Annotated in this window: 27 protein-coding genes and 1 pseudogene; 20 read left to right on the top strand and 8 right to left on the bottom strand. The window is 67.6% G+C overall.

Going from position 1 to position 25,430, the window contains the following annotated elements:
• Positions 1-15: 15 nt before the first annotated feature.
• The 6 genes from QM582_RS09180 to QM582_RS09155 form a co-directional block, all read right to left on the bottom strand.
• Complete coding sequence (locus QM582_RS09180) at positions 16-885, bottom strand: COX15/CtaA family protein (protein WP_415083744.1); 870 nt, start codon at positions 883-885, stop codon at positions 16-18.
• Entirely contained in the window at positions 873-1,568 is a 696-nt protein-coding gene (locus QM582_RS09175; RefSeq protein ID WP_415083742.1) for an ABC transporter permease, read from the bottom strand. Before QM582_RS09175 ends, QM582_RS09180 begins: the two co-directional genes overlap by 13 nt.
• A complete protein-coding gene (locus tag QM582_RS09170) occupies positions 1,565-2,266 on the bottom strand; it encodes an ABC transporter ATP-binding protein (protein WP_415083740.1) in 702 nt (233 codons plus the stop codon). Before QM582_RS09170 ends, QM582_RS09175 begins: the two co-directional genes overlap by 4 nt.
• 19 nt (positions 2,267-2,285) lie before the next feature.
• Positions 2,286-4,898, bottom strand: coding sequence for a sodium-translocating pyrophosphatase (locus QM582_RS09165; RefSeq protein ID WP_415083738.1), 2,613 nt, complete (start codon positions 4,896-4,898; stop codon positions 2,286-2,288).
• Between the two features lie 202 nt (positions 4,899-5,100).
• Positions 5,101-5,757 carry a response regulator gene (locus QM582_RS09160; protein ID WP_415083737.1) on the bottom strand — a complete coding sequence of 219 codons (657 nt, stop codon included), beginning with the start codon at positions 5,755-5,757 and terminating at the stop codon, positions 5,101-5,103.
• The gene (locus QM582_RS09155) at positions 5,715-6,785 is read right to left on the bottom strand and encodes a sensor histidine kinase (protein ID WP_415083735.1); all 1,071 of its coding nucleotides are present in this window, start codon (positions 6,783-6,785) and stop codon (positions 5,715-5,717) included. Before QM582_RS09155 ends, QM582_RS09160 begins: the two co-directional genes overlap by 43 nt.
• A gap of 1,104 nt (positions 6,786-7,889) precedes the next feature.
• On the opposite strand from QM582_RS09155, the gene QM582_RS09150 reads away from it, so the two are divergent.
• From QM582_RS09150 to QM582_RS09120, 7 genes are all read left to right on the top strand, one after another.
• Complete coding sequence (locus QM582_RS09150) at positions 7,890-8,447, top strand: hypothetical protein (protein WP_415083733.1); 558 nt, start codon at positions 7,890-7,892, stop codon at positions 8,445-8,447.
• Complete coding sequence (locus tag QM582_RS09145) at positions 8,444-8,788, top strand: hypothetical protein (RefSeq protein WP_415083732.1); 345 nt, start codon at positions 8,444-8,446, stop codon at positions 8,786-8,788. Before QM582_RS09150 ends, QM582_RS09145 begins: the two co-directional genes overlap by 4 nt.
• A 108-nt stretch (positions 8,789-8,896) precedes the next feature.
• Entirely contained in the window at positions 8,897-9,313 is a 417-nt protein-coding gene (locus QM582_RS09140; protein WP_415083730.1) for a hypothetical protein, read from the top strand.
• Between the two features lies 1 nt (position 9,314).
• Positions 9,315-10,373 (top strand): hypothetical protein, encoded by a 1,059-nt coding sequence (locus QM582_RS09135; protein WP_415083728.1) that lies wholly within the window; start codon positions 9,315-9,317, stop codon positions 10,371-10,373.
• Between the two features lie 86 nt (positions 10,374-10,459).
• Entirely contained in the window at positions 10,460-11,509 is a 1,050-nt protein-coding gene (locus QM582_RS09130) for a hypothetical protein (protein WP_415083727.1), read from the top strand.
• A 400-nt stretch (positions 11,510-11,909) separates the two neighbouring features.
• Positions 11,910-12,413, top strand: a complete 504-nt coding sequence (locus QM582_RS09125; RefSeq protein ID WP_415083725.1) for a hypothetical protein — start codon at positions 11,910-11,912, stop codon at positions 12,411-12,413.
• Positions 12,414-12,599: 186 nt separating this feature from the next.
• The gene (locus QM582_RS09120; RefSeq protein ID WP_415083781.1) at positions 12,600-13,145 is read left to right on the top strand and encodes a hypothetical protein; all 546 of its coding nucleotides are present in this window, start codon (positions 12,600-12,602) and stop codon (positions 13,143-13,145) included.
• Positions 13,146-13,191: 46 nt separating this feature from the next.
• On the opposite strand, the pseudogene QM582_RS09115 reads toward QM582_RS09120, so the two are convergent.
• A pseudogene (locus QM582_RS09115) lies at positions 13,192-13,359 on the bottom strand (type II toxin-antitoxin system RelE/ParE family toxin); the annotation flags it as partial.
• Positions 13,356-13,640, bottom strand: coding sequence for a ribbon-helix-helix domain-containing protein (locus QM582_RS09110; protein ID WP_415083724.1), 285 nt, complete (start codon positions 13,638-13,640; stop codon positions 13,356-13,358). The pseudogene QM582_RS09115 and the gene QM582_RS09110, both read right to left, overlap by 4 nt.
• A 201-nt stretch (positions 13,641-13,841) precedes the next feature.
• Between QM582_RS09110 and QM582_RS09105 the strand changes: the two genes are divergently transcribed.
• From QM582_RS09105 to QM582_RS09045, 13 genes are all read left to right on the top strand, one after another.
• Positions 13,842-14,552, top strand: a complete 711-nt coding sequence (locus tag QM582_RS09105) for a helix-turn-helix transcriptional regulator (protein ID WP_415083722.1) — start codon at positions 13,842-13,844, stop codon at positions 14,550-14,552.
• Positions 14,549-15,991, top strand: a complete 1,443-nt coding sequence (sufB, locus tag QM582_RS09100) for a Fe-S cluster assembly protein SufB (RefSeq protein ID WP_415083720.1) — start codon at positions 14,549-14,551, stop codon at positions 15,989-15,991. The genes QM582_RS09105 and sufB overlap by 4 nt, the downstream gene beginning before the upstream one ends.
• Positions 15,991-17,139 (top strand): Fe-S cluster assembly protein SufD, encoded by a 1,149-nt coding sequence (gene sufD, locus QM582_RS09095; RefSeq protein WP_415083718.1) that lies wholly within the window; start codon positions 15,991-15,993, stop codon positions 17,137-17,139. Before sufB ends, sufD begins: the two co-directional genes overlap by 1 nt.
• Complete coding sequence (locus tag QM582_RS09090) at positions 17,136-17,468, top strand: Rieske (2Fe-2S) protein (RefSeq protein WP_415083717.1); 333 nt, start codon at positions 17,136-17,138, stop codon at positions 17,466-17,468. The genes sufD and QM582_RS09090 overlap by 4 nt, the downstream gene beginning before the upstream one ends.
• Positions 17,469-17,474: 6 nt before the next feature.
• Complete coding sequence (gene sufC, locus QM582_RS09085) at positions 17,475-18,242, top strand: Fe-S cluster assembly ATPase SufC (RefSeq protein WP_415083715.1); 768 nt, start codon at positions 17,475-17,477, stop codon at positions 18,240-18,242.
• Between the two features lie 35 nt (positions 18,243-18,277).
• Positions 18,278-19,552 (top strand): SufS family cysteine desulfurase, encoded by a 1,275-nt coding sequence (locus tag QM582_RS09080; protein ID WP_415083713.1) that lies wholly within the window; start codon positions 18,278-18,280, stop codon positions 19,550-19,552.
• Positions 19,549-20,001, top strand: a complete 453-nt coding sequence (gene sufU, locus QM582_RS09075; protein ID WP_415083711.1) for a Fe-S cluster assembly sulfur transfer protein SufU — start codon at positions 19,549-19,551, stop codon at positions 19,999-20,001. Before QM582_RS09080 ends, sufU begins: the two co-directional genes overlap by 4 nt.
• Before the next feature lie 5 nt (positions 20,002-20,006).
• Positions 20,007-20,375 (top strand): metal-sulfur cluster assembly factor, encoded by a 369-nt coding sequence (locus QM582_RS09070; protein WP_415083776.1) that lies wholly within the window; start codon positions 20,007-20,009, stop codon positions 20,373-20,375.
• 140 nt (positions 20,376-20,515) lie between these two features.
• Positions 20,516-21,502 (top strand): SPFH domain-containing protein, encoded by a 987-nt coding sequence (locus QM582_RS09065; RefSeq protein WP_415083710.1) that lies wholly within the window; start codon positions 20,516-20,518, stop codon positions 21,500-21,502.
• A gap of 4 nt (positions 21,503-21,506) precedes the next feature.
• Entirely contained in the window at positions 21,507-21,749 is a 243-nt protein-coding gene (locus tag QM582_RS09060) for a hypothetical protein (protein ID WP_415083708.1), read from the top strand.
• Between the two features lie 68 nt (positions 21,750-21,817).
• On the top strand, positions 21,818-22,300 hold the full coding sequence (locus QM582_RS09055; protein ID WP_415083706.1) for a MarR family winged helix-turn-helix transcriptional regulator: 483 nt from the start codon (positions 21,818-21,820) through the stop codon (positions 22,298-22,300).
• A gap of 185 nt (positions 22,301-22,485) precedes the next feature.
• Entirely contained in the window at positions 22,486-23,610 is a 1,125-nt protein-coding gene (locus QM582_RS09050; protein ID WP_415083704.1) for a ScyD/ScyE family protein, read from the top strand.
• A gap of 150 nt (positions 23,611-23,760) precedes the next feature.
• Entirely contained in the window at positions 23,761-25,362 is a 1,602-nt protein-coding gene (locus QM582_RS09045) for an ABC-F family ATP-binding cassette domain-containing protein (RefSeq protein WP_415083702.1), read from the top strand.
• Positions 25,363-25,430: the final 68 nt, after the last annotated feature.

The raw sequence follows: 25,430 nt of genomic DNA, 5'->3' as shown, positions 1-25,430 counted from the left end.
CGAACCGCTGATCTTCTAGCGAAGCGTCCGGTCCTCCGCTGCCGCCGACAGCCACAGGTGGCTGATCGCCACGGTGTACAGGGTGGTGCCGACCATGTGCGCGAACACCACGCCCATCGGCAGCTGGTTGAAGTACTGGGTGTAGCCGATGATGGCCTGCAGCACGGCGCAGCCGATCACCAGCAGCGCGGCACGCTGGATCCGCGGCACGCCGCGGGACGCGAACGCCAGCCAGACGGTGATGGCCAGGGTGATCCACATCGTCACCGAGTGCACCCGGGCCACCTCGCTGAGATCGAAGCCGTTGCGCTGGGCACCGCCGTCGCCGGAGTGCGGCCCGGCGCCGGTGGTCACGGTGCCCAGGTACATCATCACCAGCGACAGCCAGAAGACGGCCCGGGTCCCCAGCCGGAGCAGCCGCGGCGCCGGCACCGGACGCAACGCGAAGGCGTCGTGTACCACCGTGACGCAGGCCACGATCAGCGCCACCGACAGCACCATGTGCAGCCCGACCACCCACGGGTTGAGCTCGGTGAGCACGGTCAGCCCGCCGATCACGCCCTGGAAGCCGATACCCAGGCCGATCACGATCGTCAGCACCCGGATCCGGCGTCCATGGCCGGAGCGGAACGCGGTGATCGCGGTGCCCAGCGCGATCGCGATCAGCACGAAGGTGAGGGTCCGGTTGCCGAACTCGATGAAGGCGTGCCACTCCGCCTCCGGATGCGGCACGTAGGAGCCGGCGTCGCACTGTGGCCAGGTCGAGCAGCCCAGGCCCGATTTGGTCAGCCGGACCAGCGCGCCGGTCCAGACGATCACCATGTTGGCGATCAGGTTCGCCACCGCCCAACGGTGCAGACTGCGCTGCCCGCTCAGGATGTCCATCGGAAGGCCTTTCGTGCGATCAGGGTCAGGACGGCCGCCCAGGCGGCCAGGACGAGCAGGGGGAGCGGGACAAAGGCACCCGCGGACGCCGCCCGCAGCGCGGCGCCCAGCGCCGCCGTCGGCAGCCACGGGGGCTGGTCGGCGATCAGCCCGCCGAGGGCCAGGCCGGCGAGATAGACCAGGTTGGCCAGGGCCAGGGTGACCTCGGCCTTCAAGGTGCCGGCCAACAGCAGTCCGAGCCCGGCGAAGGCGGCGATGGCGAGCCCGACGGCGAGCAGCGCCGACAGCGTGCCGGCGAGCGTCCAGGCCGGACGCCAGCCGCAGCCCAGCGCCACCGCGGTGAGCAGCACCGACTGGACGAGCACCAGCGCGGTCGCCGCCAGCGCCTTGCCGGCGATCAGGTCGGCCCGGGTCAGCGGGGTGGCGACCAGCCGTTCCAGGACGCCGTAGCGGCGTTCGAAGCCGGTCGCCACGGCCAGCGAGGTGAACGCCGTCGACCAGGTGGCGACGGCCACCACCGAGGCGGGGAAGACGGCCAGGTCGAGCCCGAATCCGGCGCCCCAGGCCAGCCCGCCGAGCAGCAGGCCGAGCGGGATGGCGAAGGCCAGCAGCAGCTGTTCGCCGTTGCGCAGCAGCATCCGCAATTCCATCACCGCATGCCGCGTCACCCGGCGCGGATTCATGCCGCACCCCCGGTGTGGCGCAGGAAGACGTCCTCCAGGGACGCCTCGGCGGTCAGTTCGGCGACGGTCCCGGAGACGGTCACCCGTCCGGCGTCCATGATCCAGACCCGGTCGGCCAGCCGGGCCGCCTCGTCCATGTCGTGGGTGGTGAGCAGCACCGACACCCCGCGGGTGCGCAGTGCGCCGATCACCTCCCAGGTGCGCCGCCGGGCATGGGGATCCATCCCGGCCGTCGGCTCGTCCAGCAGCACCAGCTCGGGGCGTCCGATCAGTGCGCCGGCCAGGTTGACCGCCTGCTGTTCGCCGCCGGAGAGTCGCCGGTAGGGCCGGTTCAGCAGCGGGCCCAGGGCCAGCGACTCGACCAGTTCGGCCACCGGCAGCGGATCGGGATAGAGCCCGGCCAGGTAGCGCAGCAGCTCGCCGGGGCGGACTGCCGACCAGGCGCCCACCGACTGCGGCATCAGCCCGACCCGGTCGTTGGCGCCGCCGGGCGGGCCGCCCAGCACCCGGACGCGTCCGGCGTCCGGAACGATCAGTCCGGTGACGCAGCGCAGCGCGGTGGTCTTGCCGGCCCCGTTGGGCCCGAGCAGGGCGGTCAGTTCACCGGTGGCGGCCGCCCAGGACAATCCGTCCAGCACCCGGCGGCCGCCGAGGCTGACGGTGACCCCGTCCAGCTCCAGCGCGTACGAGGGGATCACCGGCTCAGCATATGACGCCTCACACGTCGTAGGTGTCGCGTCGGATGCCGACCATCACCGCCTGTGGCCCGGAGTTGCTGCCGTTGCCGATGGCGGGCGGCAGTTCGTCGTCGGCGACCACCTCGACCGGGGGCTCGTCGTCGCCGGACGGCTCGGCGAAGTCGTCCGCGGTGAGCATCTCGCGGTCGATCAGCATGCCGTAGAACGAGCGCCAGACCATCACGCACAGGGCGACGAAGAACACCGCGGCCAGCGACCAGGTCAGCACATGGTTGCCCTGGGCGTTCAGGCTGACCGCCAGCTCGACGGCCAGCAGGCCGAACAGGGTGGTGAACTTGATCACCGGGTTGAGCGCGACCGAGGAGGTGTCCTTGTACGGGTCGCCCACGGTGTCGCCGATCACGGACGCGTCGTGCAATTCGGTGCCCTTGGCGGCCAGATCGGTCTCGACGATCTTCTTGGCGTTGTCCCAGGCGCCGCCCGCGTTGGCCATGAAGATCGCCTGGTACAGCCCGAACAGCGCGATCGAGATCAGGTAGCCGATGAAGAAGTACGGCTCCACGAAGGCGAAGGCCAGCGCGGCGAAGAAGATGCCCAGGAAGATGTTCAGCATGCCCTTCTGGGCGTACTGGGTGCAGATCTCGACCACCTTGCGGGAGTCCTCCACCGAGGCCCGGGCGTCACCGTCCAGCTTGATCGAGTTCTTGATGAACTCGACCGCCCGGAACGACCCGGTGGTGACGGCCTGGATGGACGCGCCGGTGAACCAGTAGATGATCGCGCCGCCGGTGATCAGGCCGAGCAGGAAGGGCGCGTGCAGCAGGGACAGCTTGTCCAGGTTGGCGGTCATGCCGTGGGTCAGGCCCATGATGATGGAGAAGATCATCGTGGTGGCGCCGACCACCGCGGTGCCGATCAGCACCGGCTTGGCGGTCGCCTTGAAGGTGTTGCCGGCGCCGTCGTTGGCCTCCAGCAGCATCTTCGCCCGGCCCCAGTGCGGGGTGAAGCCGTAGTCGGCATGGATCTCCTCGGCGACCCCCGGCTGCTCTTCGATGACGCTCAGCTCGTAGACCGACTGGGCGTTGTCGGTGACCGGGCCGTAGGAGTCCACCGCGATGGTGACCGGGCCCATGCCGAGGAATCCGAAGGCGACCAGGCCGAAGGCGAACACCGCCGGCGCCACCATCAGGGCGCCCAGGCCGAGGCTGGAGATCAGGAAGGACGCGCCCATCAGCGCGATGATCGCCGCGCCTAGCCAGAAGGCCGAGAAGTTGCCGGCGACCAGGCCGGACAGGATGTTCAGCGAGGCCCCGCCCTGATGCGAGCTCTTCACCACCTCTTCGGCGTGCACCGAATTGGTGGAGGTGAACACCTTGACCAGTTCCGGGATCAGCGCGCCGGCCAGGGTGCCGCAGGAGACGATGGTGGCCAGCTTCCACCACAGCGTGCCGTCGCCCAGGTCGGCGATCAGCAGGTACGAGGTCAGGTAGGTGGCGAAGATGGAGGCGATCGAGGTGATCCAGACCAGGTTGGTCAGCGGACGCTCGAAGTCCATCTCGCGCAGGTTGCGGTACTTGGCGATGGTGATCACGTTGTTGACCTCGTAGGAGGCCGCGGAGGCGAGCACCATGATGGCCCGGACGAAGAAGATCCAGCACAGCAGCTGCACCTGGACCAGCGGCTCGTGCACCGCCAGCAGGATGAAGGTGACCAGCGCCACGCCGGTGACGCCGTAGGTCTCGAAGCCGTCGGCGGACGGGCCGACCGAGTCGCCGGCGTTGTCACCGGCGCAGTCGGCGATCACGCCCGGGTTGCGGGCGTCGTCCTCTTTGATCTTGAAGACGATCTTCATCAGGTCGGAGCCGATGTCGGCGATCTTGGTGAAGATGCCGCCGGCGATCCGCAGCGCGGACGCCCCCAGCGACTCGCCGATGGCGAAGCCGATGAAGCAGGAGCCGGCGATCTCGGCTGGCAGGAACAGCATGATCGACAGCATCATGAACAGCTCGACGCTGATCAGCACCATGCCGATGCTCATCCCCGACTTCATCGGGATCTGGTGCAGGGCCAGCGGACGCCCGCGCAGCGCGGCGAAGGCGGTGCGGCTGTTGGCGTAGGTGTTCAGCCGGATGCCGAACCAGGCGATGCTGTACGAGCCGGCCATCCCGACGATGCTGAAGGCCAGCACGATCGCCACCCGGCCCCAGCTCAGCCCGGCCAGGAACTTGAAGTAGACCAGGATCACGGCGCCGATGAAGGCCCACAGCACGAGCAGGAATTTGCCCTGCTGGATCAGGTACGCCTTGCAGGTCTCGTAGATCAGCTCGGAGACCTCGCGCATCGCGGTGTGCACCGGCAGCCGCTTCACCTGGACGAACCGGACGATGCCGAAGGCCAGGCCGGCCAGCGCGATCAGCAGTCCGATGCCGAGCAGCTGCTTGCCGCTGACCATGCCCAGGAACGTGGCCTGGTCGAGATCCGGCAGGCTCAGGTTCGCCTCGCCGCCGCCGGCATGCGCCGGGGGAGCCGTGGAACTGCCCGAGCAGCCGGCCAGGGCCGCGCCGAGCAGGACGGACAGGCCGATCAGGGCGGCACGCGTCCGCCGGGAAACAGAAGATAGAGCCGTGGTCACCACACTGGTCCTCACAGGAGTCGTCGGCCGATGGCCGCTTCTCGACCAAGCTACTACCGCGTGTCGTAGACGGTGTCGGATTCGCGCTCAGGGTCGGTGGGTGGTCGATGACGTCTCAGATATTAGGCAGCCTTGTCCACCTGTCGTTCATGAATCGGCTGTGGCTAGGGGTTTCTATCGCCGGCTGGAGTCGTGGGTTGGTTCAGCAGATGCCGAGCTCGACCGCTCGGATGGCCAGGGTGACCCGGTTGGTGGCACCCAGCTTCTCCATCAGCGCGGTGACGTGGTACTTCACCGTCGACGGCGAGAGGTAGACCTCGCGGCAGATCTGATGGGTGGTCCGGCCCTCTCGGATCAGCAGCAGGATCTGCCGCTCGGTGGGGCTGAGCATGCCGGCGAGATCGGGTTTGCGGGTGCGGTCGACCAGTCCGGCGCCCGCGCCTGCCAGCACCGCGATGCCGTGCCGGGCGGTGCGCACGGCGTGCACGATCGCCTGCGGGGCGAGGTCCTTGGGCAGGAAGCCGAGCGCGCCGGCGTTCAGCATCGCGCTGGCGGCGTGCCGGTCGGTCAGCGAGGTGAGCGCCAGCACCTGGGTCTGCGGGGACGCGGCCCGCAGCCGGCGGGTGGTCTCGGGGCCGTCCAATGCCGGCATGGCTATGTCCACCAGGGCGACGTGCGGACGGTCGACGTCCAGTGCGGCGACGGCGTCGAGGCCCGACTCGTAGCTGCCTTGCAGCGAGATGCCGGCCGCGGAGCCCAGTTCGTCGGTGAGCATGGCGCGGATGACCCGGTCGTCGTCCACGACGATGACCCGGATCAGCTCTGCGGAGTGATCGGAATCGTCACGCGGGTGATCCACTGCGATCCTTCCTGCCGGGCCTCCAGCTGGCCGCCGACCAGCGCCAGGCGTTCGGCGGCGCCGAGCAGGCCGAGCGGTGTGGTCGCCGCCGGCTGACCGTTGGCCGTGGCCACTTCGTTGATGAAGGCCAGGTCGGCCGATGTCTCGTCGATGCTCGCGACCAGTGCGCAGGGCCGGTTGCTGGCGCCGTGTCGCTCGATGTTGGCGGTGGCCTCCTTGACGATATCGGCCAGCACCCCGCCCGTCCGCAGCGGGATGGCGTCCAGGTCGCCGTCGATGGCGGTGCTGACCTGGAAGCCGTGGGCCTGGAGGCCTTCGAGGCATTCCCGGACGGTGGTGGTCAGCGAGCCGGTCGAGCTCAGTGTGGTCTGATCGGAGTCGCGCAGGGCACCGAGCAGCCAGCGGAGCTGACCGGCGGCGTGCCCGATGCCGTCGGCGATCGGGCCGAGTTGGCTGGCGTCCTGGGTGTCGGCGGCGCGGTGCGCCTGCCGGGACAGCCGGGCCAGGCTGCGCGCCACGGTGTCGTGCAGCTCGCGGGCCAGCACCAGGCGCTGCTGTGCCAGTGCCGCGATCCGGGCCTGTTCCTGTGCGCTGTTGATGGCGGCGATGGCGCTGCCCATCAGCCACATCACGGCGAATAGTGCCGCCCAGACCAGGCTGCTCAGCACGCCGCGCACCGGGTCGCCCGGATAGCCGACGACCTGGCGTACCGCGAGAATCAGCCAATAGCCGAGGCTGAGGCCGATCCGCTCGCGGCGCTGGCTGCGGATGCCGGTGCCGAGGATCGGGATCAGGGCCGCGTACTCGCCGGTCTCAGCCCAATCGGGCGGCGAGGCCAGGTAGACCAGCAGCACCGCGCCCAGCGCGGCGCCCGCGGCGCGCGGCCAGCGGATGGTCAGTGCCGCGGCCAGGCAGGCGGCCAGATCGACCACGATGGCGAGCGGCTGGCCGAAGGTCACCCCGATCAGCACGCTGGGTGCCGCCACCAACGCCGCCAGCACGACATCGAGGGCCCCGTTGAGGAGCAATCGATGGATTCCGGCCGGCCGCATGCCGCCAATCAAACCCTGTTCGTGGGCCTCCCACCAAGCAGCCGTCCCTCCTGCGGAGATCCGGGCCGGCCCGGTGGCCGCCGAACCCGGTCGTCCCGGATCGTTCGGACAAAGGTCCAATCCTGATGTTCAGCCCCGGCGTGTCGCGTCGGCGGGATGAGAGTGTTCGGCCATGCCGAAGCTTCAGCGACGCCCCCTGCTGGCCCGACTTGTGCCTGTCCCTCACATCGTCGCGGTCCTGCTGGCGGCGTCGGTGATGACGGGAGTCACGGCCACTCGGCCCGCGGACGCGGGCTGGTGCGACGTGTTCCCGAACTGGCCGGGCTGCATATAGCGGCCCGGCCAAACAAAAACACCCCCCAGGAGATATCGCGATGGCTGCACCTGCGGACGACAAACATCCGGAGGGATGATGGTTGACGTCTGGTTCTTAGCGAGCGCCATCGCTCTCGGGTCTCTCCTGCTGGTCGTCAAGACGGTTCGCTGTGTGTCACAGCGTTCACTGGGGGCGGCGTCGTCGGGTCACCGGATCTCGGCCGGTCATCCGATCTCGGCGCTGGAGAACGACGGGTCCGGCCGATCCTCGGGGTCGGCCGGACCCGGCTCCTGATCGCGCAGGCGTGCGGGCACCCGCCGGGTTTCGTATGTCGCAAGAGGTGGGTCCGATGGCTGAGGGCACGGCCAGGAGGCGCTTGGTGGCGCGGTGTTGACCCGACTCGAGTACCTAACCGGTTGGGCGGACGGATGGTCCGCTTCTGGGCGCGTCCCTCTATCGATTCGTCTGGGTGCCAGCCCCCAGACAGGCTCGAACGGGTCGACCTGGATGGCGCTTGATGGGTCTCTGGTCATGGGCCAGATCACCATCTGGGACACAGGTGAGTGCGAGATCGAGGCTTACCGGATAGCAACCGCTGAGGTCCTCATTCGCGAGCATAGGTTTCTGGTCGGAGTCTCCGAGCTGCGACAGGCAGTCGAGGAACTTGTGCGGACCGTCGTCTCCACCGAGTCGGGTTGAGGCGTCACTTGTTGCCGGATGGGTCAGAGGCCCCGATGGGTGGTCTGGACGGGTCAGGACGGCTCGTGGCTTGGCTGCATCAGGGGCTGGCTGACGGGATGTCGATGGCCGTCGAGGCGGCGCGTGTCGTCGGTCGAGGAGGTTTCGCGATCCGCATGCTCGGCGACGACGGGGGAGATGACCAGGCAGATCTGCGCTATGGACGGAACCTCCGGCTGGATCTCGAGCGAGTGGCTGTCGAGCTCGTCGATGACTGGCCGGACGGGCACCTCTTTGTCGAGATGCCGTTCGTTCGGCCTCGGGACTCCAGGCCTGAGGGGCGGTCGGTCAGCACCGTCGTGTGTGGCGACGAATGCTACGCATACGCGCCGCTGGATGCGGAGTCCTCGACTGTCGCAAGAACCCTGGTGGCGCACGATCCGACGTCGTTGTATGTCGCTGCTGTGGTTACTGCCCGGCCGGGTGTGGACCCCAGGCGCTGCCCTACCGAGGCTCTGCGCACCGGCATCTTCACGCTCGAAGCCGTCATGGTTGGCGCCCACGATGGAGAAGCGTTCGTCGTGTGCTCGCGCCAACTTCCTGAGCGGAATGAGAAAGTTCAGCGGGAGGAGCACCGTGCATGACCGAAGACAGCCTGCTTGAGTTGTTGGAGTCGGGAGACTTTGACTACGTGAGCGTCGACGAAATAGGGTTTGTGGCCGACGTTCCGGGTTTTAGGCGGCAGTCGAAAGAGGCCGCGCTTGCAGCGATGGAGGAACTCTTCCGTTCCGGCCTTATGGAGCCCGGCGATATCTCTGGCTCCGGGTTCGTTGTATGGCCAGGAGGTGCCGAGGCGTGGGTGGTGCGTGCCCGGGCCGAGTTGAGTCAGCTACCTTGGATGCCACACAGTGCTGGGTTCTGGATGAATCTAACGGAGCGCGGTGCCGAACGTCTGGCCGAGCTCAGAGGCAAGCGTGAGGGATAGGACTGGCGCCGCGTTCGCGACTATTTCGTGTTGCGACCGCCAGGCATGGCTTGCTGCGGCCGCAAGTTGCTCCCTGGGAATAGAAGCTTAGTGAGAGGAGCAGCGTGCATGACCGAAGACAGTCTGCTTGAGTTGTTGGAAGCGGGAGACTTTGACTACGTGAGTGTTGACGAAGTCGGGTCTCTTGCTGTCGTCCCGGGTTTGAAGCGGTGGTCGAAGAAGGCAGCGCTTGTGGCGATGAAGGAATTGTTCGGTGCTGGCTATATGGAACCCGGCGATCTTCTAGAGCCGGGATTCGTCACTTGGCCAGGGAGTGCCGAGGAGTGGATGGCGCGTGCTCGCGCTGAGCTGAGCCGCCTACCGTGGATGCCGCAGGGGGCAGGGTTCTGGATGAAACTGACGGAACGGGGTGCGGAGCGTCTGGTGGAACTCAAAGGCAGCATTCGAGCCGACGATCGGGTGTGGGGCGTGAGCAACCACTTTCGCGTTGTGGTCGATGACGGGTCTACGAGAGAAAATCAGTGAGGTGACCGTGGACTTTCTGGATCGCGACACGGTGGAGAGGCTCCCGACCGTGCCGCTTGCCTCACGGGCCTTGCCCGCGGACGTTCGCGCTGCGGATGGGCCTGAAGGTGCTCCTGATGTGCTGGGTCACGGACCGGCCGGCGGCTGGGCTGCGTTGTGGCAGCTGCCCGGCGAAGGAGGGGCGCTGGTCAGGTGGCGGTCGTGGACTGATGCTCAGGTGCATGAACAGGTGCTGCACGGCGTGCTCGAGCGCATCTACTTCACTCAGCCGCTGTCGGGAGGCCGCGTGCTGCTCGCATCGAGCCGTCGGTTACGGGCCGACTCGTCCGCGCAGATCTGGGACGCTCGTGGCGACCTGATCGCCGAGGGGGACCTGGGCGACGCTCTGGAGCACGTGCTGGTCACCGAGTCGGACGTCATCTGGGTGGGGTTCTTCGACGAGGCGCTCACCGGGAGGGAGCCCGAGGGGCACGGGCTGGTCGAGTTCGGCGTCGATCTGCGGCCGACCTGGCTGTACCCGTGGAACACCAGCCTGCCCGACCTCTCCGACTGCGAGAACCTGAACGTCGTCGGCGAATCGGTGTTCCTGTGTCCGTATTGGAGCCATCAACTGGTGGAAGTGTCGGAGGACACGATCGTCGACTACGGCATTGCTCCGGCTCGTGGTGCCCGGGCGCTGCTGGTGGATGGTCACCGGATGGCGCTGATCGGTGGGTATGGATCCGAGTACGACCTGATCACCCCGTTCGTCATCGACCGGGGCCAGCTGCTGCCGGTGGGAAGCCAAGGACGGCTCGCGGTGCCGGAGGGTGAGGATGTGATCCATCTCCGATGGTCCTGCCGCGGTGCGATCGGATACGCAGACTCGACAGCCGGTCACTATCAGCTGAGCTTGAACGATGTGTTCGCGGCCCTGGTCGACCCACGCCCGCCGGGGGACGGGAGCCGTCGGCTGAACAGGGCGTGGCGCCGCAGGGAGGTCCGTCGGCGACGAGAGGGGAGCGATGACCGGGAGCGTTGCGGTGGCGGCGGGAAAGGCCAGGACGGGGCGGAATGCTGACGTGGCGCGCCGGGTAGGTCAGGGATTGGTAGCTGATGGAGTTTGAGTGCGTTGCTGGTACGGCGCCATCGGGTACCGCGCTGGGCATGTTGCAGCGGGGGCGCGGTGGTGGCTGGTTGGCTGCGGTGCGCGATCCGGAGCGGGGTCGCGACGATCTGTTGACCTGTCTGCGGCAGGATCCGCGCCTGGAGAGTCAGGAGTATCGCTCTCCCTACTACGCGACGCTGGCGATGAGGCTGGGTGTGGCTGCGGAGGAGATTGCCGCGCAGGGCGTTGCCGACGAGCACAGCCTCACGGTGTCCACTCTTGCTGAGATGGCGGCCCGCGGGGTTCGAGTGCCATTGCCCGACAGGGTTCTGCAGGGGTACGGGGTGCCGGAGTGGACCCGGTTGGCGGCGTGGCCAGCCGATACCCCGGCGGCGGTCGCGCTACACGTGCCACGAGGGGAGTTGCTTGCCTCGCCTGATTTGCTGGAGCGACTGACCACGACCTCGGACCCTGCGGAGATCGCGGTGTTGCGAGATGTTGCCTCGAATGGCCAGGGGATGCCGTTCTACCTGGCCTGGGAGATCCTCGGTCGCCGGGGAGATTTGTCGCTGTTCGATCGGGCCGAAGCGGCTCTCGGCACGAGGAGCATGCAGGGCGCCGGCAGTCGGCGCTATTTCCGCAGCTTGCCCGCGCCCATTGCCTTGCCGCTCGCTCGGCAGTGGATCAGGCTCTCTGGCGGTCACTGGGCGGCGGCAGCGTCGATGCTCGGCGAGCACGCAGAGCCAGAGGACGTGCCATACCTACGGGAGCTCCTGCCGATGGTTCTCGACTGGGACATGGATGACATCGTTCGAGCTCTCGGGCGTGTGCCGGAGCTCGGACCGTACCCGGAGTTGTCCACTATCTACCAGGAGTCGTGTCATCCGTTCCTGCGTGGCAGGGCGGCAGAGGCGATGGCGCGAACTGATCTGGACTTCGGGTCGCGCTACGGCTTCGAGTGCCTGTGGGACTGCGACTCGCTCGCCCGCTTGCAAGGCGTTCGCTTCGCGCCGATGGGCGATGAGGTGGCCCAGCGGCTGCGTGAGATCGCCACGGACGGGAGCGAGCGTGACGACCTGCAGGCAGCTGCGCTATCGCGTCTGAGCTGACCGATGTATGTCACTGATTCGCGACACGGAGTTCCGACCTGGATCCTCCTCGGTTTAAAAGAACGGACTAGCCGTCAAGCGACGGGAGCGGATAGGATGGCATTCCGAATGGAGGCGAGTGAGAGGGGTGCGTCTTCCGTGGCCGAGAATGGCTTGAAGTTGCCGACGATCGAGTCGGTGACGTAATAATGGCTCCCCGCGCCTTCGAGTGGCTCTATAATCCGTATGATGGTGGAGCGGATGTGCTTCTGTCTTCAACACGAGAACGTGATGAACTGTCTCGCGCGCACGCTGACTGGCGGTCGCCCTGTTCGTCGAGGTTGTAGCGTGTGGAGCCAGAACCGGGAACTTGAAGTCATCTTTGGGAGAACACTCGAATTCGAGGGAACGGAGTGGTGGCATGGGTTCGTTCCGGGTGGGTAAATGGTCGCCGGTCTTCGGCGATCTAACGCCGCCGCATTGGGTGGCTCTTGTCTGCAAGGGGCAATCGTGTGATATACTTTCCGACTATCCGCTATCGAACCAGGAAGTGGAGCAACTTGCCGACTGGCTAGTGCTACATGCACCGCGAGAAGCTGATTCGGAAGCAAGTTATGTGTACATGGGTCTTGCCGATCATTGGGCGCCGCTCCTGCCGGATGGGCAGTGCTCTCCGCACGGCGTCACCGGCGTAGGAGCTGGGATCGAAGTCGGTGAGCCGCCGGGCGCCACGGCGTCGACCGAGGGGCGAATATATGAACTGGCGTCGAGGCTCTCAGGCGCAGCGCACGCTCGTGACGCCGTACTCTATGCACTGGTGAACTCGGATTGGAAAATGATGCGTGAATTGGATGATGAGTGTCTTACGTGGCTGTTGGAGCTTCACGAGGCTGCGGACGCCGAGCCATGGGCATCCCGTGATTGAGGGTCGTGATCAGCTGCTGCACGGGCCTATGGCGTCGTTGATTGCTGCCATCCTTTCTGTTCGCCGTGAGAAGGTCTGGGGCCCTCGGATAAAGAGGTTGTCGTTATGCTGGCGGCGCTCACTGCCTGATGCGATCGAAGTGACATTCTTGCGATCATGCAAGTTTGGATATTTTGGGACTTATCCATGACCTTGAATCCTGCCCCCGCAACTTACGCTGAGCGCGGCGCTCTCAGCGGTCTATTCCAGCACTACGTCGGCCGCGTCCTTACGCAGGTCAAGTATGGCAATCTAGATCCCCATCGGGATTCCTCGACGGTACCCCTCGTTGATTGTGTCGACATGGCTTTGGAGCTTCATTTCGGAGACTTGATATTAAGATTTGACTGGGCGATCGATGGTTTCGACGAAGGCTTGGCAGTATCTTTCGAGCGTGGAATGCCGGATGTGTGGGTGCATCAATCAATGATTGCGACGCCGCATTGGCGGGGGTTTGATGGGAAGTGTTTGTCTGGTGTCGAGTTCGTCTGGCACTCACTCGAGCGAGTTCTCCTGCTCGGCGTCACCCTGCTCCTGGATGATAGTTCGGTCACGATCGCTTTGGGGGATGTGGATGCCTCGGGATGTCTGGGATATCAGCCTGATGAACTGATCGTCGTATTTGATCCCGATTCTGCAAGCCGATATCTCGCATCGGTGAGTGCGTTGCGACAGAACCTCGAGGAGTGGTGAGGTCTGACCCTGTGGGGCTGGACGAGGGGCCCGGTCGCAGGTCGTCCCTGGCGCGACCGATCATGGGGAACTCGGCGAGGCGGTCGCAGTAGTCGACGATCGCGGTGACGTAACCCTCGGCGCGGTCGGGGAAGCTGGACTGCTCCGTGATCCACAGGTAAAGGTCGGTGAGTTGCTGCCGGGCGCGGGGTGAGTAGACGACGCTCCGGGTCACGACTCGCGTTCCGCAACCCGCTGTGCGTGCAACTCGGCGAGGTGGGCACGCACGTCGGCGGCGCTGATCGCCCGAGAGGGGTCGGCGCGCAGTTCGTCGTAGGTGGCGACGACTTCAGTGCGGAGCCAGGTCTCGACCGCTTCCTCGCGGGCGAACAGAGCGCGCAGGCCGTCACGGACGACCTCGCTCTCGCTCGCGTAGTCGCCGGACGCGACCCGATCCTTGAGTGCCTGAGCCATGTTCGTGGGGAGGGTGATGCTGAACTGCTTCGTCGTACGCATGATCAGGGCCTCACTTTCGATAGGATTCAATCCTACTCCGCGTCATGGTCCCTGGTTCGAGCGTCTGCATCCGGCGGTTCCAGGGCTCCGGCGGGGCGCCGTATCAGCCTGCGGGACGGCGGACCCCGCCCGCACGCGGTGGCCGTGGTTAGGCGATCCTAAGAAGTTTGACCCCTGCGCGGATTCGACAAGAATGGTCTTGTGAAAAAGGACCAGACCGGCAAGATCGGCGCTCAGACGCCGATGGTCGAGTCCGACGCGTCCACCCGGGCCCGCGTGGCCCGGTCTATTCTGCAGCACGGGCCGTCCACCGCGTCCGAACTGGCCCAACGGCTGCATCTCACCCCCGCGGCCGTCCGGCGGCACCTCTCGGTGCTGATCGGGGTCGGCCACCTGAGCTCGCGCCAGCAGCGGGTCTACGGCACCCGGGGACGGGGCCGCCCGGCCATGGTGTTCGAGCTCACCGACGCGGGGCGCGCGGAGTTCCCGCACGCCTACGATGCGCTGGCCATCGACGCCCTCACCTTCCTGCGCGAGGCCATCGGCGAGCAGGGCGTGGAGCGCTTCGCCGAGGACTTCGTCGCCGCGGTGGAGAAGCGTTTCCACGAGGTCCGCGGGGAATACGACAATCCCGTGGATGCGTTGGTGAAGGCGTTGAACGATGCCGGCTACGTGGCCTCGGTGCACCCGGTGGCCACCGGCAAGCAGCTTTGTCAGCATCACTGTCCGGTCGCCCTGGTGGCGGCCGAGTTCCCCGAGTTGTGCGAGGCCGAGACCCGTGTCTTCGCCCAACTCCTGGACAGCCACGTCCAGCGGCTGGCCACCATCGCCCACGGCGACGGGGTGTGCACCACCCACGTCCCGCGGCCGGTGAAGCCGTCCGACCATCCGAATAGAAAGGCCGCCTCATGACGACCACTGCACCGCAGGCCCCCGGCCTGGGGGCAACCCAGGAAGAGCATCTGCAGGCACTCGGCAACTACCAGTGGGGTTGGCACGACTCCGACACCGCCGGCGCCGCCGCCCAGCGCGGGCTGAACGAGGCCGTGGTGCGCAACATCTCCGCGCTGAAGAGCGAGCCGGAGTGGATGCTGAACACCCGGCTGCGTGGGCTCAAGCTGTTCGACCGCAAGCCGATGCCCACCTGGGGTGCCGACCTGAGCGAGATCGACTTCGACAACATCAAGTACTTCGTCCGCTCCACCGAGAAGCAGGCCCAGACCTGGGACGACCTGCCCGCCGACATCAAGGACACCTACGACCGGCTCGGCATTCCCGAGGCCGAGAAGGCCCGGCTGGTGGCCGGCGTCGCCGCCCAGTACGAGTCCGAGGTGGTCTACCACAAGATCAACGAGGAACTGGAGCGCCAGGGCGTCATCTTCCTCGACACCGACACCGGCCTGAAGGAGTACCCGGAGCTGTTCCAGGAGTACTTCGGCACGGTGATCCCGGTGGGCGACAACAAATTCGCCTCGCTGAACACCGCGGTGTGGTCGGGCGGCTCCTTCGTCTACGTGCCGAAGGGCGTCCACGTCACCATCCCGCTGCAGGCCTACTTCCGGATCAACACCGAGAACATGGGCCAGTTCGAGCGCACCCTGATCATCGCCGACGAGGGCTCGTACGTGCACTACGTCGAGGGCTGCACCGCGCCGATCTACTCCTCCGATTCGCTGCATTCGGCGGTGGTCGAGATCATCGTGAAGAAGAACGCCCGGGTGCGCTACACGACCATCCAGAACTGGTCGAACAACGTGTACAACCTGGTCACCAAGCGCGCCACCTGCGAAGAGGGCGCGACCATGGAGTGGATCGACGGCAACATCGGTTCCAAGGTCACCATGAAGTACCCGGCCGTCTACCTGATGGGCGAGCACTCCCGCGGCGAGACCCTGTCCATCGCCTTCGCCGGCGAGGGCCAGCATCAGGACGCCGGCTCGAAGATGGTGCACTGCGCGCCGCACACCTCGAGCTCGATCATCTCCAAGTCGGTCGCCCGGGGCGGCGGACGCTCGTCCTACCGCGGCCTGCTGCAGGTGCAGGAGGGCGCGCACCACTCCGCGTCCTCGGTGAAGTGCGACGCGCTGCTGGTCGACACCATCAGCCGCTCCGACACCTACCCCTACGTCGACGTCCGCGAGGACGACGTGTCGCTGGCCCACGAGGCCACCGTGTCCAAGGTGAGCGACGACCAGCTGTTTTACCTGATGCAGCGCGGGATGGGCGAGGACGAGGCGATGGCGATGATCGTCCGCGGCTTCGTCGAGCCGATCGCCCGCGAGCTGCCGATGGAATACGCGCTGGAACTGAACCGCCTGATCGAACTGCAGATGGAAGGAGCCGTCGGCTGATGGCCGCACCCGTGATGGAGGCCGTGGAGGCTCTGGAATCGCACCTCCACCCGACCCCGTCGTTCACGATCGACGATCACCCCTACCCGAAGGGCCAGGAGGAGATCTGGCGGTTCACCCCGCTGCGCCGGATCGGCTCGCTGCTGACCGACGCGCCCAGCGACGCGCACCTGACCTGGACGGAGTCCTACCCCGACGGCGTGACCAGCCGCACGGTGAGCACCGAGCAGGCCCGCGCCCTGGTCGCCGAGGCCCCGATCGACCGGGTCTCGGTGCTGGCCGCCGCCCGCTCGGGCGGCGCCCGGGTGATCGAGATCGCGCCCGACGCCGAGTTGACCGAGCCGGTCAGCATCACCCTGACCGGAACCGGGCAGCACGTCTGGGGTCATCTGGTGTTCAAGGTGGGCGCCCGCGCCAAGGGCACCATCCTGATGCGGCACGAGGGCTCGGCCAGCTACGCCACCAAGGTGGACGTGCTGGTCGGCGACGGCGCCAAGGTGAACTTCGTGTCCATCCAGGACTGGGCGGACGACGCCGTGCACGGCGGTCACCACAGCGTCCTGGTCGGCCGCGACGCCGAGGTGCGCACGGTCACCGTCAGCCTAGGCGGCAAGGTCGTCCGGCTCGCCGAGACCGCGCGGTTCGCCGGCCCCGGTGGCTCGCTGGAGCAGTTCGGGCTGTACTTCGTGGACGCCGGGCAGCACATCGAGCACCGGCTCTTCGTCGACCACAACGCCCCCAACACCCACTCCAACGTCGACTACCGCGGCGCGCTGCAGGGTGAGGGTGCCCGCTCGGTCTGGATCGGCGACGTGCTGATCCGCAAGGTCGCCGAGGGCATCTCCACCTACGAGTCGAACAAGAACCTGGTGCTCACCGACGGCTGCCGTGCCGACTCGGTGCCGAATCTGGAGATCGAGACCGGCGAGATCGAGGGTGCCGGGCACTCCTCGACCACCGGACGCTTCGACGACGAGCAGCTGTTCTACCTGCGCTCCCGCGGCATCACCGAGGCCGAGGCCCGTCGTCTGGTGGTGCGCGGCTTCTTCGCCGACATCGTCCGCCGGATCGGCGTCCCCGAGGTCGAAGAGCACATGATGGCGGCCGTCGAGCGTGAGCTGTCGGTCACCATGGGAGCCTACGCATGACCTTCCGGCATGCCGCCACCATCGACGAGATCCCCGTCGGCACCGCCATTCCGGTCGACCTCGGCGGCGACGCCGAGGTGGCCGTGGTGAACACCGACGAGGGCATCTTCGCCATCCGGGACGTCTGCAGCCATGCCGAGGTCCCGCTCAGCGAAGGCGACGTCGACGGCTGCACGCTGGAGTGCTACATGCACGGCTCCCGCTTCGACCTGCGCACCGGCGCCCCGCTGGAGCTGCCGGCCACCGAACCCGTGCCCGTCTACCCCGTGCGGCTGGACGGCACCGACATCTACGTCGACATCGACAACCCGATCAATCAGGAGAACTGAACCCGAATGTCCACACTGTCCATCACCGATCTGCGCGTCGACGTCCAGACCGAGTCCGGTCCGAAGGAGATCCTCAAGGGGGTCAACCTCACCGTCTCCTCCGGCGAGGTGCACGCCATCATGGGCCCCAACGGCTCCGGCAAGTCGACCCTGGCCTACGCCATCGCCGGTCACCCGAAGTACACCATCACCGGCGGCTCGGTGAAGCTCGACGACGTCGAGTTGACCGAGCTGACCGTCGACGAGCGGGCCCGCGCCGGCCTGTTCCTGGCCATGCAGTACCCGATCGAGGTGCCCGGCGTCTCGGTGGCGAACTTCCTGCGCACCGCCAAGACCGCCCTGGACGGCGAGGCGCCCAAGGTGCGCACCTGGGTCAAGGACGTCAACGCCGCGCTCGACCGGCTCGGCCTCGACCAGACCTTCTCCGCCCGCTCTCTCAACGAGGGCTTCTCCGGCGGTGAGAAGAAGCGCAACGAGATCGTCCAGCTGGAGCTGCTCAACCCCGGCTTCGCGATCCTGGACGAGACCGACTCCGGTCTCGACATCGACGCGCTGCGGATCGTCTCCGAGGGGGTCAACCGGTACCACGCCCAGGGCGACCGCGGTGTGCTGCTGATCACCCACTACACGCGGATCCTGAACTACATCAAGCCCGACTTCGTGCACGTCTTCGTGGACGGCCGGATCGCCGAGGAGGGCGGCCCCGAGCTGGCCGAGAACCTCGAGGTCGAGGGCTACGAGCGGTTCGTCAAGGCCGCCGCCGCAGCCAACTGAGGTTCGGCGCGTCAGCGCCGACGACAGGAGAAGTCGTGAGCTACGACGTCGAACTGATCCGAGCGGACTTCCCCATCCTGGACCGTCGGGTGGGGGAGTATCCGCTGGCCTACCTCGACTCGGCCAACACCTCGCAGAAGCCGCAGGTGGTGATCGACGCCATGGTCGACCACTACGAGCGGCACAACGCGAACGTGGCCCGGGCGATGCACCAGCTGGGCGCCGAGGCGTCCGCGGCCTACGAGGGCGGACGCGAGAAGGTGGCCGCCTTCATCGGTGCCGCGCGCGCCGAGGAGGTGGTGTTCACCAAGAACGCCTCCGAGGCCCTCAACCTGGCCGCGCACTCGCTGGGTTCGAGCGTGGGGGACGCCGGGCTGAAACCCGGCGACGAGGTGGTCATCTCGGTGCTGGAGCACCACTCCAACATCGTGCCCTGGCAGCTGCTCTGCGCCCGCACCGGGGCGACGCTGCGCTGGTTCGACATCACCGACGACGGACGGCTCGACCTCGCCAAGGCGGCCGCCGAGAACCTGATCAACGGCAACACCAAGATCGTCTCGCTGGCCTGGGTGTCCAACGTGCTGGGCACGGTGAACCCGATCGCCGCGATCGCCGCACAGGCCCACGCGGTGGGTGCGGTGATGGTGGTGGACGGCTCCCAGGCGGTACCGCAGCTGACCACGTCCGTGGCCGACCTGGGCGCCGACCTGGTCGCCTTCACCGGGCACAAGATGGTCGGCCCGACCGGGGTCGGCGCGTTGTGGGGACGCTACGACCTGCTCGCCGAACTGCCGCCGTTCCTGGGTGGCGGCGAGATGATCGAGATCGTGAAGATGACCGGCTCGACCTTCGCCGCGCCGCCGTACCGGTTCGAGGCCGGCACCCCACCGATCGCCGAGGCGGTCGGGCTGGGCGCGGCGGCGGAGTACCTGCACGAGTTGGGCATGGCCGACGTCGCCGCGCACGAGCGGGCCATCACCGGCTACGCGCTGGACGCCCTGGCGCAGGTCGACGGGGTGCGCATCCTGGGCACCACCGAGGTCGGGCCGGAGGGACGCGGCGGCGCGGTGTCGTTCACCCTGGCCACCGCCGACGGCCTGGACATCCATCCGCACGACGTGATGACCTTCCTGGACTCGCAGGGCGTCGCCGTCCGTGGCGGCCATCACTGCGCCCGGCCGCTGCACGAACGGCTGGGAATAACCGCGTCCACCCGGGCGTCCTTCTACCTGTACACCCTGGAGCGCGAGATCGATCAGCTGATCGACGCGCTGCAGTACACCAGGGATTTCTTCGGGAGGGTGGCGTGAGCGTCGAGGCGATGTACCAGGAGATCATCCTGGACCACTACCGGGCCAAGCATCACAGCGGGCTGCGCGAGCCGTACGGCGCCCAGGTGACCCACGTCAACCCGAGCTGCGGCGACGAGGTGATGCTGCGCGTCGCGCTGGACGGCGACCGGGTCACCGACGTCTCCTACGAGGGCGTCGGCTGCTCGATCTCGCAGGCGTCCACCTCGGTGATGAGCGACCTGGTGATCGGCAAGACGGTGCCCGAGGCGCTGGCGCTGCACGAGGACTTCACCGAGATGATGCACAGCCGGGGCGAGATCGAGCCCGACGAGGACCGCCTGGAGGACGCCATCGCGTTCATCGGGGTGGCGAAATTCCCGGCCCGGGTGAAATGTGCCCTGCTGGGCTGGTCGGCGTTCAAGGACGCCGCCGCCCAGGCACTGGCGAACGAAGAGGAGTCACGATGACCGAAATGCGTCCGTCCGACCTGGTGGACGACACCTTCCCGGACAGCACCGCGCCGCCGTCCGCGCGGCCCACGCTGGAGGACCTCACCGAGGCGATGCGCGACGTGGTCGACCCCGAGCTGATGGTGAACGTGGTCGACCTGGGGCTGGTCTACGGCATCCACCTCGACGACGACAACAACTGCACCATCGACATGACGTTGACCTCGCCCACCTGCCCGCTCACCGACCGGCTCGAGTTCGACACCGAGATGGCGCTGGACGGGCTGGTCAACTCGGTCGAGATCAACTGGGTGTGGCTGCCGCCGTGGACCCTGGACAACATCACCGAAGAGGGCCGCGAGCAGCTGCGGGCGATCGGCTACAACGTCTGACGCCCTCGCCGACCGGGCCGCCGACGGCCGAGTTCGCCGTTGGTCGAACTTGCCGAAACCCTCCGAACCGACGTATCAGGGCTGGTGCACCGACCCTCTAATCTGATATCAATTAGATATCAGATTAGAGGAGGTGGACGATGCGTGAGCATGACGACGACCCGATGGTGAGCCGTGATGAACCGGACGCCCCCGGCGTCGAGCCGGCCGGGGTGCCGGTCGGGCACGCCGGAGCCCGGGTGGACGTGTCCGAGCGGCGGGCGTGGTCGGCCAACGGAGTGATCGGCCTGGCCGTGGTGCTGCTGTTGTTCCTGGGCGGACTCGTCGCGGCGATCAACGTCGGGTGGGCGCTGGAGGCGGGCGAAGAGAATCCGGGCGCGCTCGGGCTCGCGGTCGCGCTGTGGATCCTGGCCGCCTTCGCTGGTACTGCACTCACCGTGGTCGACCCGGGCGACACCCGGGTGGTGCAGCTCTTCGGCCGCTACGTCGGCACGCTGCGCGCCGACGGCCTGCAGATGACCCTGCCGCTGGTCACCCGGCGCAAGGTGTCGGTGAAGGTGCGGAACTTCGAGACCAACGAGCTCAAGGTCAACGACGCCGACGGCAACCCGGTGAACATCGCCGGGATCATCGTCTGGCAGGTCGCCGACACCGCCAAGGCGGTCTTCTCAGTGGAGAAGTTCACCGACTTCGTCGCGGTGCAGTCCGAGGCCGCGTTGCGGCACGTGGCCAGCAGCCACCCCTACGACAACGCGGCACCCGGCGAAGAGTCGCTGCGCGGCTCCACCGAGGTGGTCGCCAAGGAACTCGCCGAGGAGGTGGCCGCCCGGATCGCCATCGCCGGCCTGGAGGTCGTCGAGGCGCGGATCTCCAGCCTGGCCTACGCCCCGGAGATCGCCCACGCGATGCTGCAGCGGCAGCAGGCGGCCGCGGTCGTCGCGGCCCGGGAGAAGATCGTCGAGGGTGCGGTGAGCATGGTGCAGGGTGCCCTGCGGCAACTGGAGATCCAGGACGTCGTGGTGCTCGATGAGGAGCGCAAGGCGGCGATGGTGTCCAACCTGCTGGTGGTGCTCTGCGGCTCTACCTCAGCGACGCCCGTGGTGAACACCGGATCGCTGTACACCTGAGGCGATGTCCGAGCAGATCGACGACGCGTCGACACAGGGCCGCGGCAGGCGGGCGGCACGAAAGCCCGTCCTGCTGCGGCTCGACCCTGCCGTCCACGAGGCGCTCGCCCGGTGGGCGGCGGACGATCTCCGCTCGTTGAACGCCCATGTCGAGCTGCTGCTCCGGCAGGCCTTGAAGCAGGCCGGACGCGCCCCCCGGGACGCCGGACCGCTGCCTCGCCGGGGCCGCCCGGCCAAGGAGGGCTGATGTCGTCACCGGAGGTCGGCCGGAATGGCGCTGGGGCAGCGGGGCTGCGGTGGCCTACGATCTCGGCTGTGGATGAGGTGCGTTGGCTGAGCTTGGACGAACAGGCGCTGTGGCGCAGCTTCATCCTGGCCCAGCAGGACCTCGACCGGGTGATCTCCGCCGACCTGGCCGGCAGCGGCCTGTCCCATGCCGACTATGCGGTGCTGGTCGGGCTCAGCGAGGCCGGCAGCGCCGGCGTCCGGGTCGGCCGGCTGCGGGAGTGGATCGGCTGGGAGAGCAGCCGGCTGGCCCACCAGCTGCGCCGGATGGAGAGCCGCGGCCTGGTCTCGCGCTGCCCGGCCGCCGAGGACGGACGCGGCACCGTGGTGTCGATCACCGCCGAGGGGCGGGCCCGGATCGAGGCCGCCGCGCCCGGCCACGTCCGCACCGTGCGGGCCAGCTTCATCGACCTGATGAGCGAGAGCGAACGGCAGGTGCTGGGCGCCGTCTTCGCCCGGGTCGCCGCGGTGATCGCTCCCGAGCGGGGATCGCTGACCAGCCAGCCGGACTAGTCGGCAATTATGCGTACGGCTCCGCAACCGCTTGCCGTTGCGGAGTCATTGACCGCCGCACAGCCCGGACACAGGATGGCCTGCAGGGCCTGATCGGCCCACGAGCGGCAGGCGGATGTGGAGGACGTTCGCCGCCGCGCGTCCGATTCGGTCCCTGTCCGGGACCGGGGCAAAGGGGGAACCGTATGCGAACCCGTTCATTCATCATGGCCGTCGGCACTGTGTCGGCCGGTCTGTCGCTGATCCTGCCCGGGGTGGCGACCGCGGAATCCAAGCCGACGGCGAAGCCGGTGATCAAGTCGTCGGCCGTCATGATGCCGTTCAACCTGGAAGTGGGCCGGAACTCGGTGCTGGTCGCCGACGGCGGGCTCAATCTGGTCGGCAAGCTCAAGAAGGACGGCAGCCTCGCCACGATCGCGTCCAACCAGCCCGGCGCGGCCGGTGTCGCGACGTCCCGCAACGGCAAATGGCTCGCCTTCGCCACCACGGTGACCAACGAGCAGACCTTCGAGAACACCGCCAGCGGACTGAACCTGTGGGGTCCCTGGGGCAAGCGCATATATGCCGACATCCACGCCTACGAGGTCAAACACAACCCCGACAAGAAGTACAGCTACGGGGTGAAGAATCCGAGCAAGTGCGTGTCCGACACGCTGAACGCCATGCAGTTCCCGGTCTCCTACAAGGGCCTGGTGGACGCCCACGCCTACTCGGTCGCCGCCGTCCGCGGTGCCTGGGTGGTCGCGGACGCCGGCGCGAACGCGCTGTTCACGGTGTCGAACTCGGGCAAGGTGCGCACCCTGTCGGTGCTGCCGCCGCATCCGTTCACCTTCGACAAGGCGTCCGCCGCGGCGCTGGAGTTGCCGGACTGCTTCATCGGCGTCACCTACAACTTCGAGTCGGTGCCCACCGATGTCGAACTGGGCCGGGACGGCTACCTCTACGTCACCACCCTGCCGGGCGGGCCGGAGAGCCCGGCGCTCGGTGCCCGCGGCAAGCTGTGGCGGGTCAACCCGTGGACCGGCAAGGCCACCGTCGTGGCGAGCGGCTTCCTGGGCGCCACCAACCTGGCCATCGGCAAGCACGGTGAGTTCTACGTGGCCGAGATGTTCGCCGGGAAGATCACCAAGATCAGCCACGGCAAGCGCTCGACGCTGGCCGAGCTGCCCGGTGTGATCGCGGTGGAGACCGGTCCGGACGGCAGCATCTGGGCGGGAACGATGGGGAGCATGGATCCCTCGGCGCCGCCCGCACCCGGCACGATCGTCAAGATCGTGAAGGGCAAGCCGCAGCAGCAGTCCCGCACGTAGTCACCCACCGCTGGTTGAGCTTGTCGAAACCGGTCGTTGGTTGAGCTTGTCGAAACCCCTGGTCGGCGCCCGAACCGGGGTCTCGACAAGCTCGACCGACGAAACCCGTGATTCTCTGAGTCGCGGTCCCGCCCGGTAGGCTGTCCCCTCGTGCTGGTTGCGAGAGAAGTCGAAGTCCGGGCGGGCGCCAGGCTGTTGCTGTCGCCGGCGTCCTTTCAGGTCTCGGCCGGTGACAAGGTCGGGCTGGTCGGACGCAACGGTGCCGGCAAGACCACGCTGACCAAGATCCTGGCCGGCGAGGCGCTGCCGGCCGCCGGCCAGATCACCCGCTCCGGGCAGATCGGCTACCTGCCCCAGGATCCGCGCACCGGAGACCTGGACACCCTGGCCAAGGACCGGATCCTGTCGGCCCGTGGCCTGGACTCGATCCTGAAGCGGCTGACCCGGTATTCGGTGGAGATGGCGACCGAGTCCGGGGACGCCCAGGACGCCGCGATGCGCTCCTACTCCCGGGCCGAGGCCGAGCTGGCCGCCGCCGGCGGGTACGCCGCCGAATCCGAGGCGGCCCGGATCGCGGCCAACCTGGGCCTGCCCGACCGGGTGCTGGGCCAGCCGCTGCGGACGTTGTCAGGCGGTCAGCGGCGCCGGGTGGAACTGGCCCGGATCCTGTTCTCCGGGGCCGACAACCTGTTGCTCGACGAGCCGACCAACCACCTGGACGCCGACTCGATCGTCTGGCTGCGGGACTTCCTGAAGGCCTACCCCGGCGGCGTGATCCTGATCTCGCACGACGTCGGGCTGCTGGAGGCGATCGTCACCAAGGTCTTCCACCTGGACGCCAACCGGTCCGAGCTGGACCAGTACGCGATGGACTGGAAGCGGTACCTGCTGCAGCGCGAGACCGACGAGAAGCGCCGCAAGCGGGAGCGGGTGAACGCCGAGCGCAAGGCCGAGCAACTGCTGGCCCAGGCCGACAAGATGCGGGCCAAGGCGACCAAGGCGGTGGCGGCGCAGAACATGGCGAAGCGGGCGCAGAAGCTGTTGGCGTCCGTGGAGGGCGAGCGGGCGTCCGACCGGGTGGCGAAGATCCGGTTCCCGACCCCGGCGCCGTGCGGAAAGGTGCCGCTGCGGGGTGCGGATCTGTCCAAGTCGTACGGCTCGTTGGAGGTGTTCACCGACGTCAGCCTGGCCATCGACAAGGGCTCCCGGGTGGTCATCCTGGGCCTGAACGGTGCCGGTAAGACCACGCTGTTGCGGATTCTGGCCGGGATGGAGGCGTCCGACACCGGCGAGGTGCAGCCGGGGCACGGGTTGCGGCTGGGCTATTACGCGCAGGAGCACGAGACCTTGGACGTGTCCCGCAGTGTGCTGGAGAACATGATGACCGCGGCGCCGGACGACATGTCGCCGACCGATGCCCGCAAGATCCTGGGCTCGTTCCTGTTCACCGGCGACGACGTGGACAAGCCGGCGCGGGTGCTGTCGGGTGGTGAGAAGACCCGGCTGGCGCTGGCCATGCTGGTGGTCTCGGCGGCCAACGTGCTGCTGTTGGACGAGCCGACCAACAACCTCGATCCGGCGTCCCGGGCCGAGGTGCTGGCGGCGATCCATTCCTTCGCCGGCGCGATCATCCTGGTCACCCACGACGAGGGTGCGGTGGAGGCCCTGGAGCCCGATCGGGTGGTGCTGCTGCCCGACGGCGACGAGGACCTCTGGAGCCCCGAGTACGCCGACCTGATCTCCCTCGCCTAACCCCACTAGGCCCTCCCTAATCAGTTCTAGCCTCCCGTCGACGGGAGGCTAGAACTGATTAGGGAGGG

Origin of the sequence: Micropruina sp. (genome assembly GCF_047607385.1) — a bacterium.
Lineage (GTDB): Bacteria > Actinomycetota > Actinomycetes > Propionibacteriales > Propionibacteriaceae > Micropruina.
Note: the sequence above shows the minus strand (reverse complement) of the source record. Positions and strands in the feature narration are given on the sequence as shown.

Coding starts and splice junctions, on each gene's coding strand:
- QM582_RS09120 (WP_415083781.1), top strand. CDS start 12,600: ATGACCTTGAATCCTGCCCCCGCAACTTACGCTGAGCGCGGCGCTCTC.
- QM582_RS09180 (WP_415083744.1), bottom strand. CDS start 885: ATGGACATCCTGAGCGGGCAGCGCAGTCTGCACCGTTGGGCGGTGGCG.
- QM582_RS09060 (WP_415083708.1), top strand. CDS start 21,507: ATGTCCGAGCAGATCGACGACGCGTCGACACAGGGCCGCGGCAGGCGG.
- QM582_RS09125 (WP_415083725.1), top strand. CDS start 11,910: ATGGGTTCGTTCCGGGTGGGTAAATGGTCGCCGGTCTTCGGCGATCTA.
- QM582_RS09110 (WP_415083724.1), bottom strand. CDS start 13,640: ATGCGTACGACGAAGCAGTTCAGCATCACCCTCCCCACGAACATGGCT.
- QM582_RS09090 (WP_415083717.1), top strand. CDS start 17,136: ATGACCTTCCGGCATGCCGCCACCATCGACGAGATCCCCGTCGGCACC.
- sufB (WP_415083720.1), top strand. CDS start 14,549: ATGACGACCACTGCACCGCAGGCCCCCGGCCTGGGGGCAACCCAGGAA.
- QM582_RS09050 (WP_415083704.1), top strand. CDS start 22,486: ATGCGAACCCGTTCATTCATCATGGCCGTCGGCACTGTGTCGGCCGGT.
- QM582_RS09145 (WP_415083732.1), top strand. CDS start 8,444: ATGACCGAAGACAGCCTGCTTGAGTTGTTGGAGTCGGGAGACTTTGAC.
- QM582_RS09065 (WP_415083710.1), top strand. CDS start 20,516: ATGCGTGAGCATGACGACGACCCGATGGTGAGCCGTGATGAACCGGAC.
- QM582_RS09130 (WP_415083727.1), top strand. CDS start 10,460: ATGTTGCAGCGGGGGCGCGGTGGTGGCTGGTTGGCTGCGGTGCGCGAT.
- sufD (WP_415083718.1), top strand. CDS start 15,991: ATGGCCGCACCCGTGATGGAGGCCGTGGAGGCTCTGGAATCGCACCTC.
- QM582_RS09175 (WP_415083742.1), bottom strand. CDS start 1,568: ATGAATCCGCGCCGGGTGACGCGGCATGCGGTGATGGAATTGCGGATG.
- QM582_RS09070 (WP_415083776.1), top strand. CDS start 20,007: ATGCGTCCGTCCGACCTGGTGGACGACACCTTCCCGGACAGCACCGCG.
- QM582_RS09140 (WP_415083730.1), top strand. CDS start 8,897: ATGACCGAAGACAGTCTGCTTGAGTTGTTGGAAGCGGGAGACTTTGAC.
- sufC (WP_415083715.1), top strand. CDS start 17,475: ATGTCCACACTGTCCATCACCGATCTGCGCGTCGACGTCCAGACCGAG.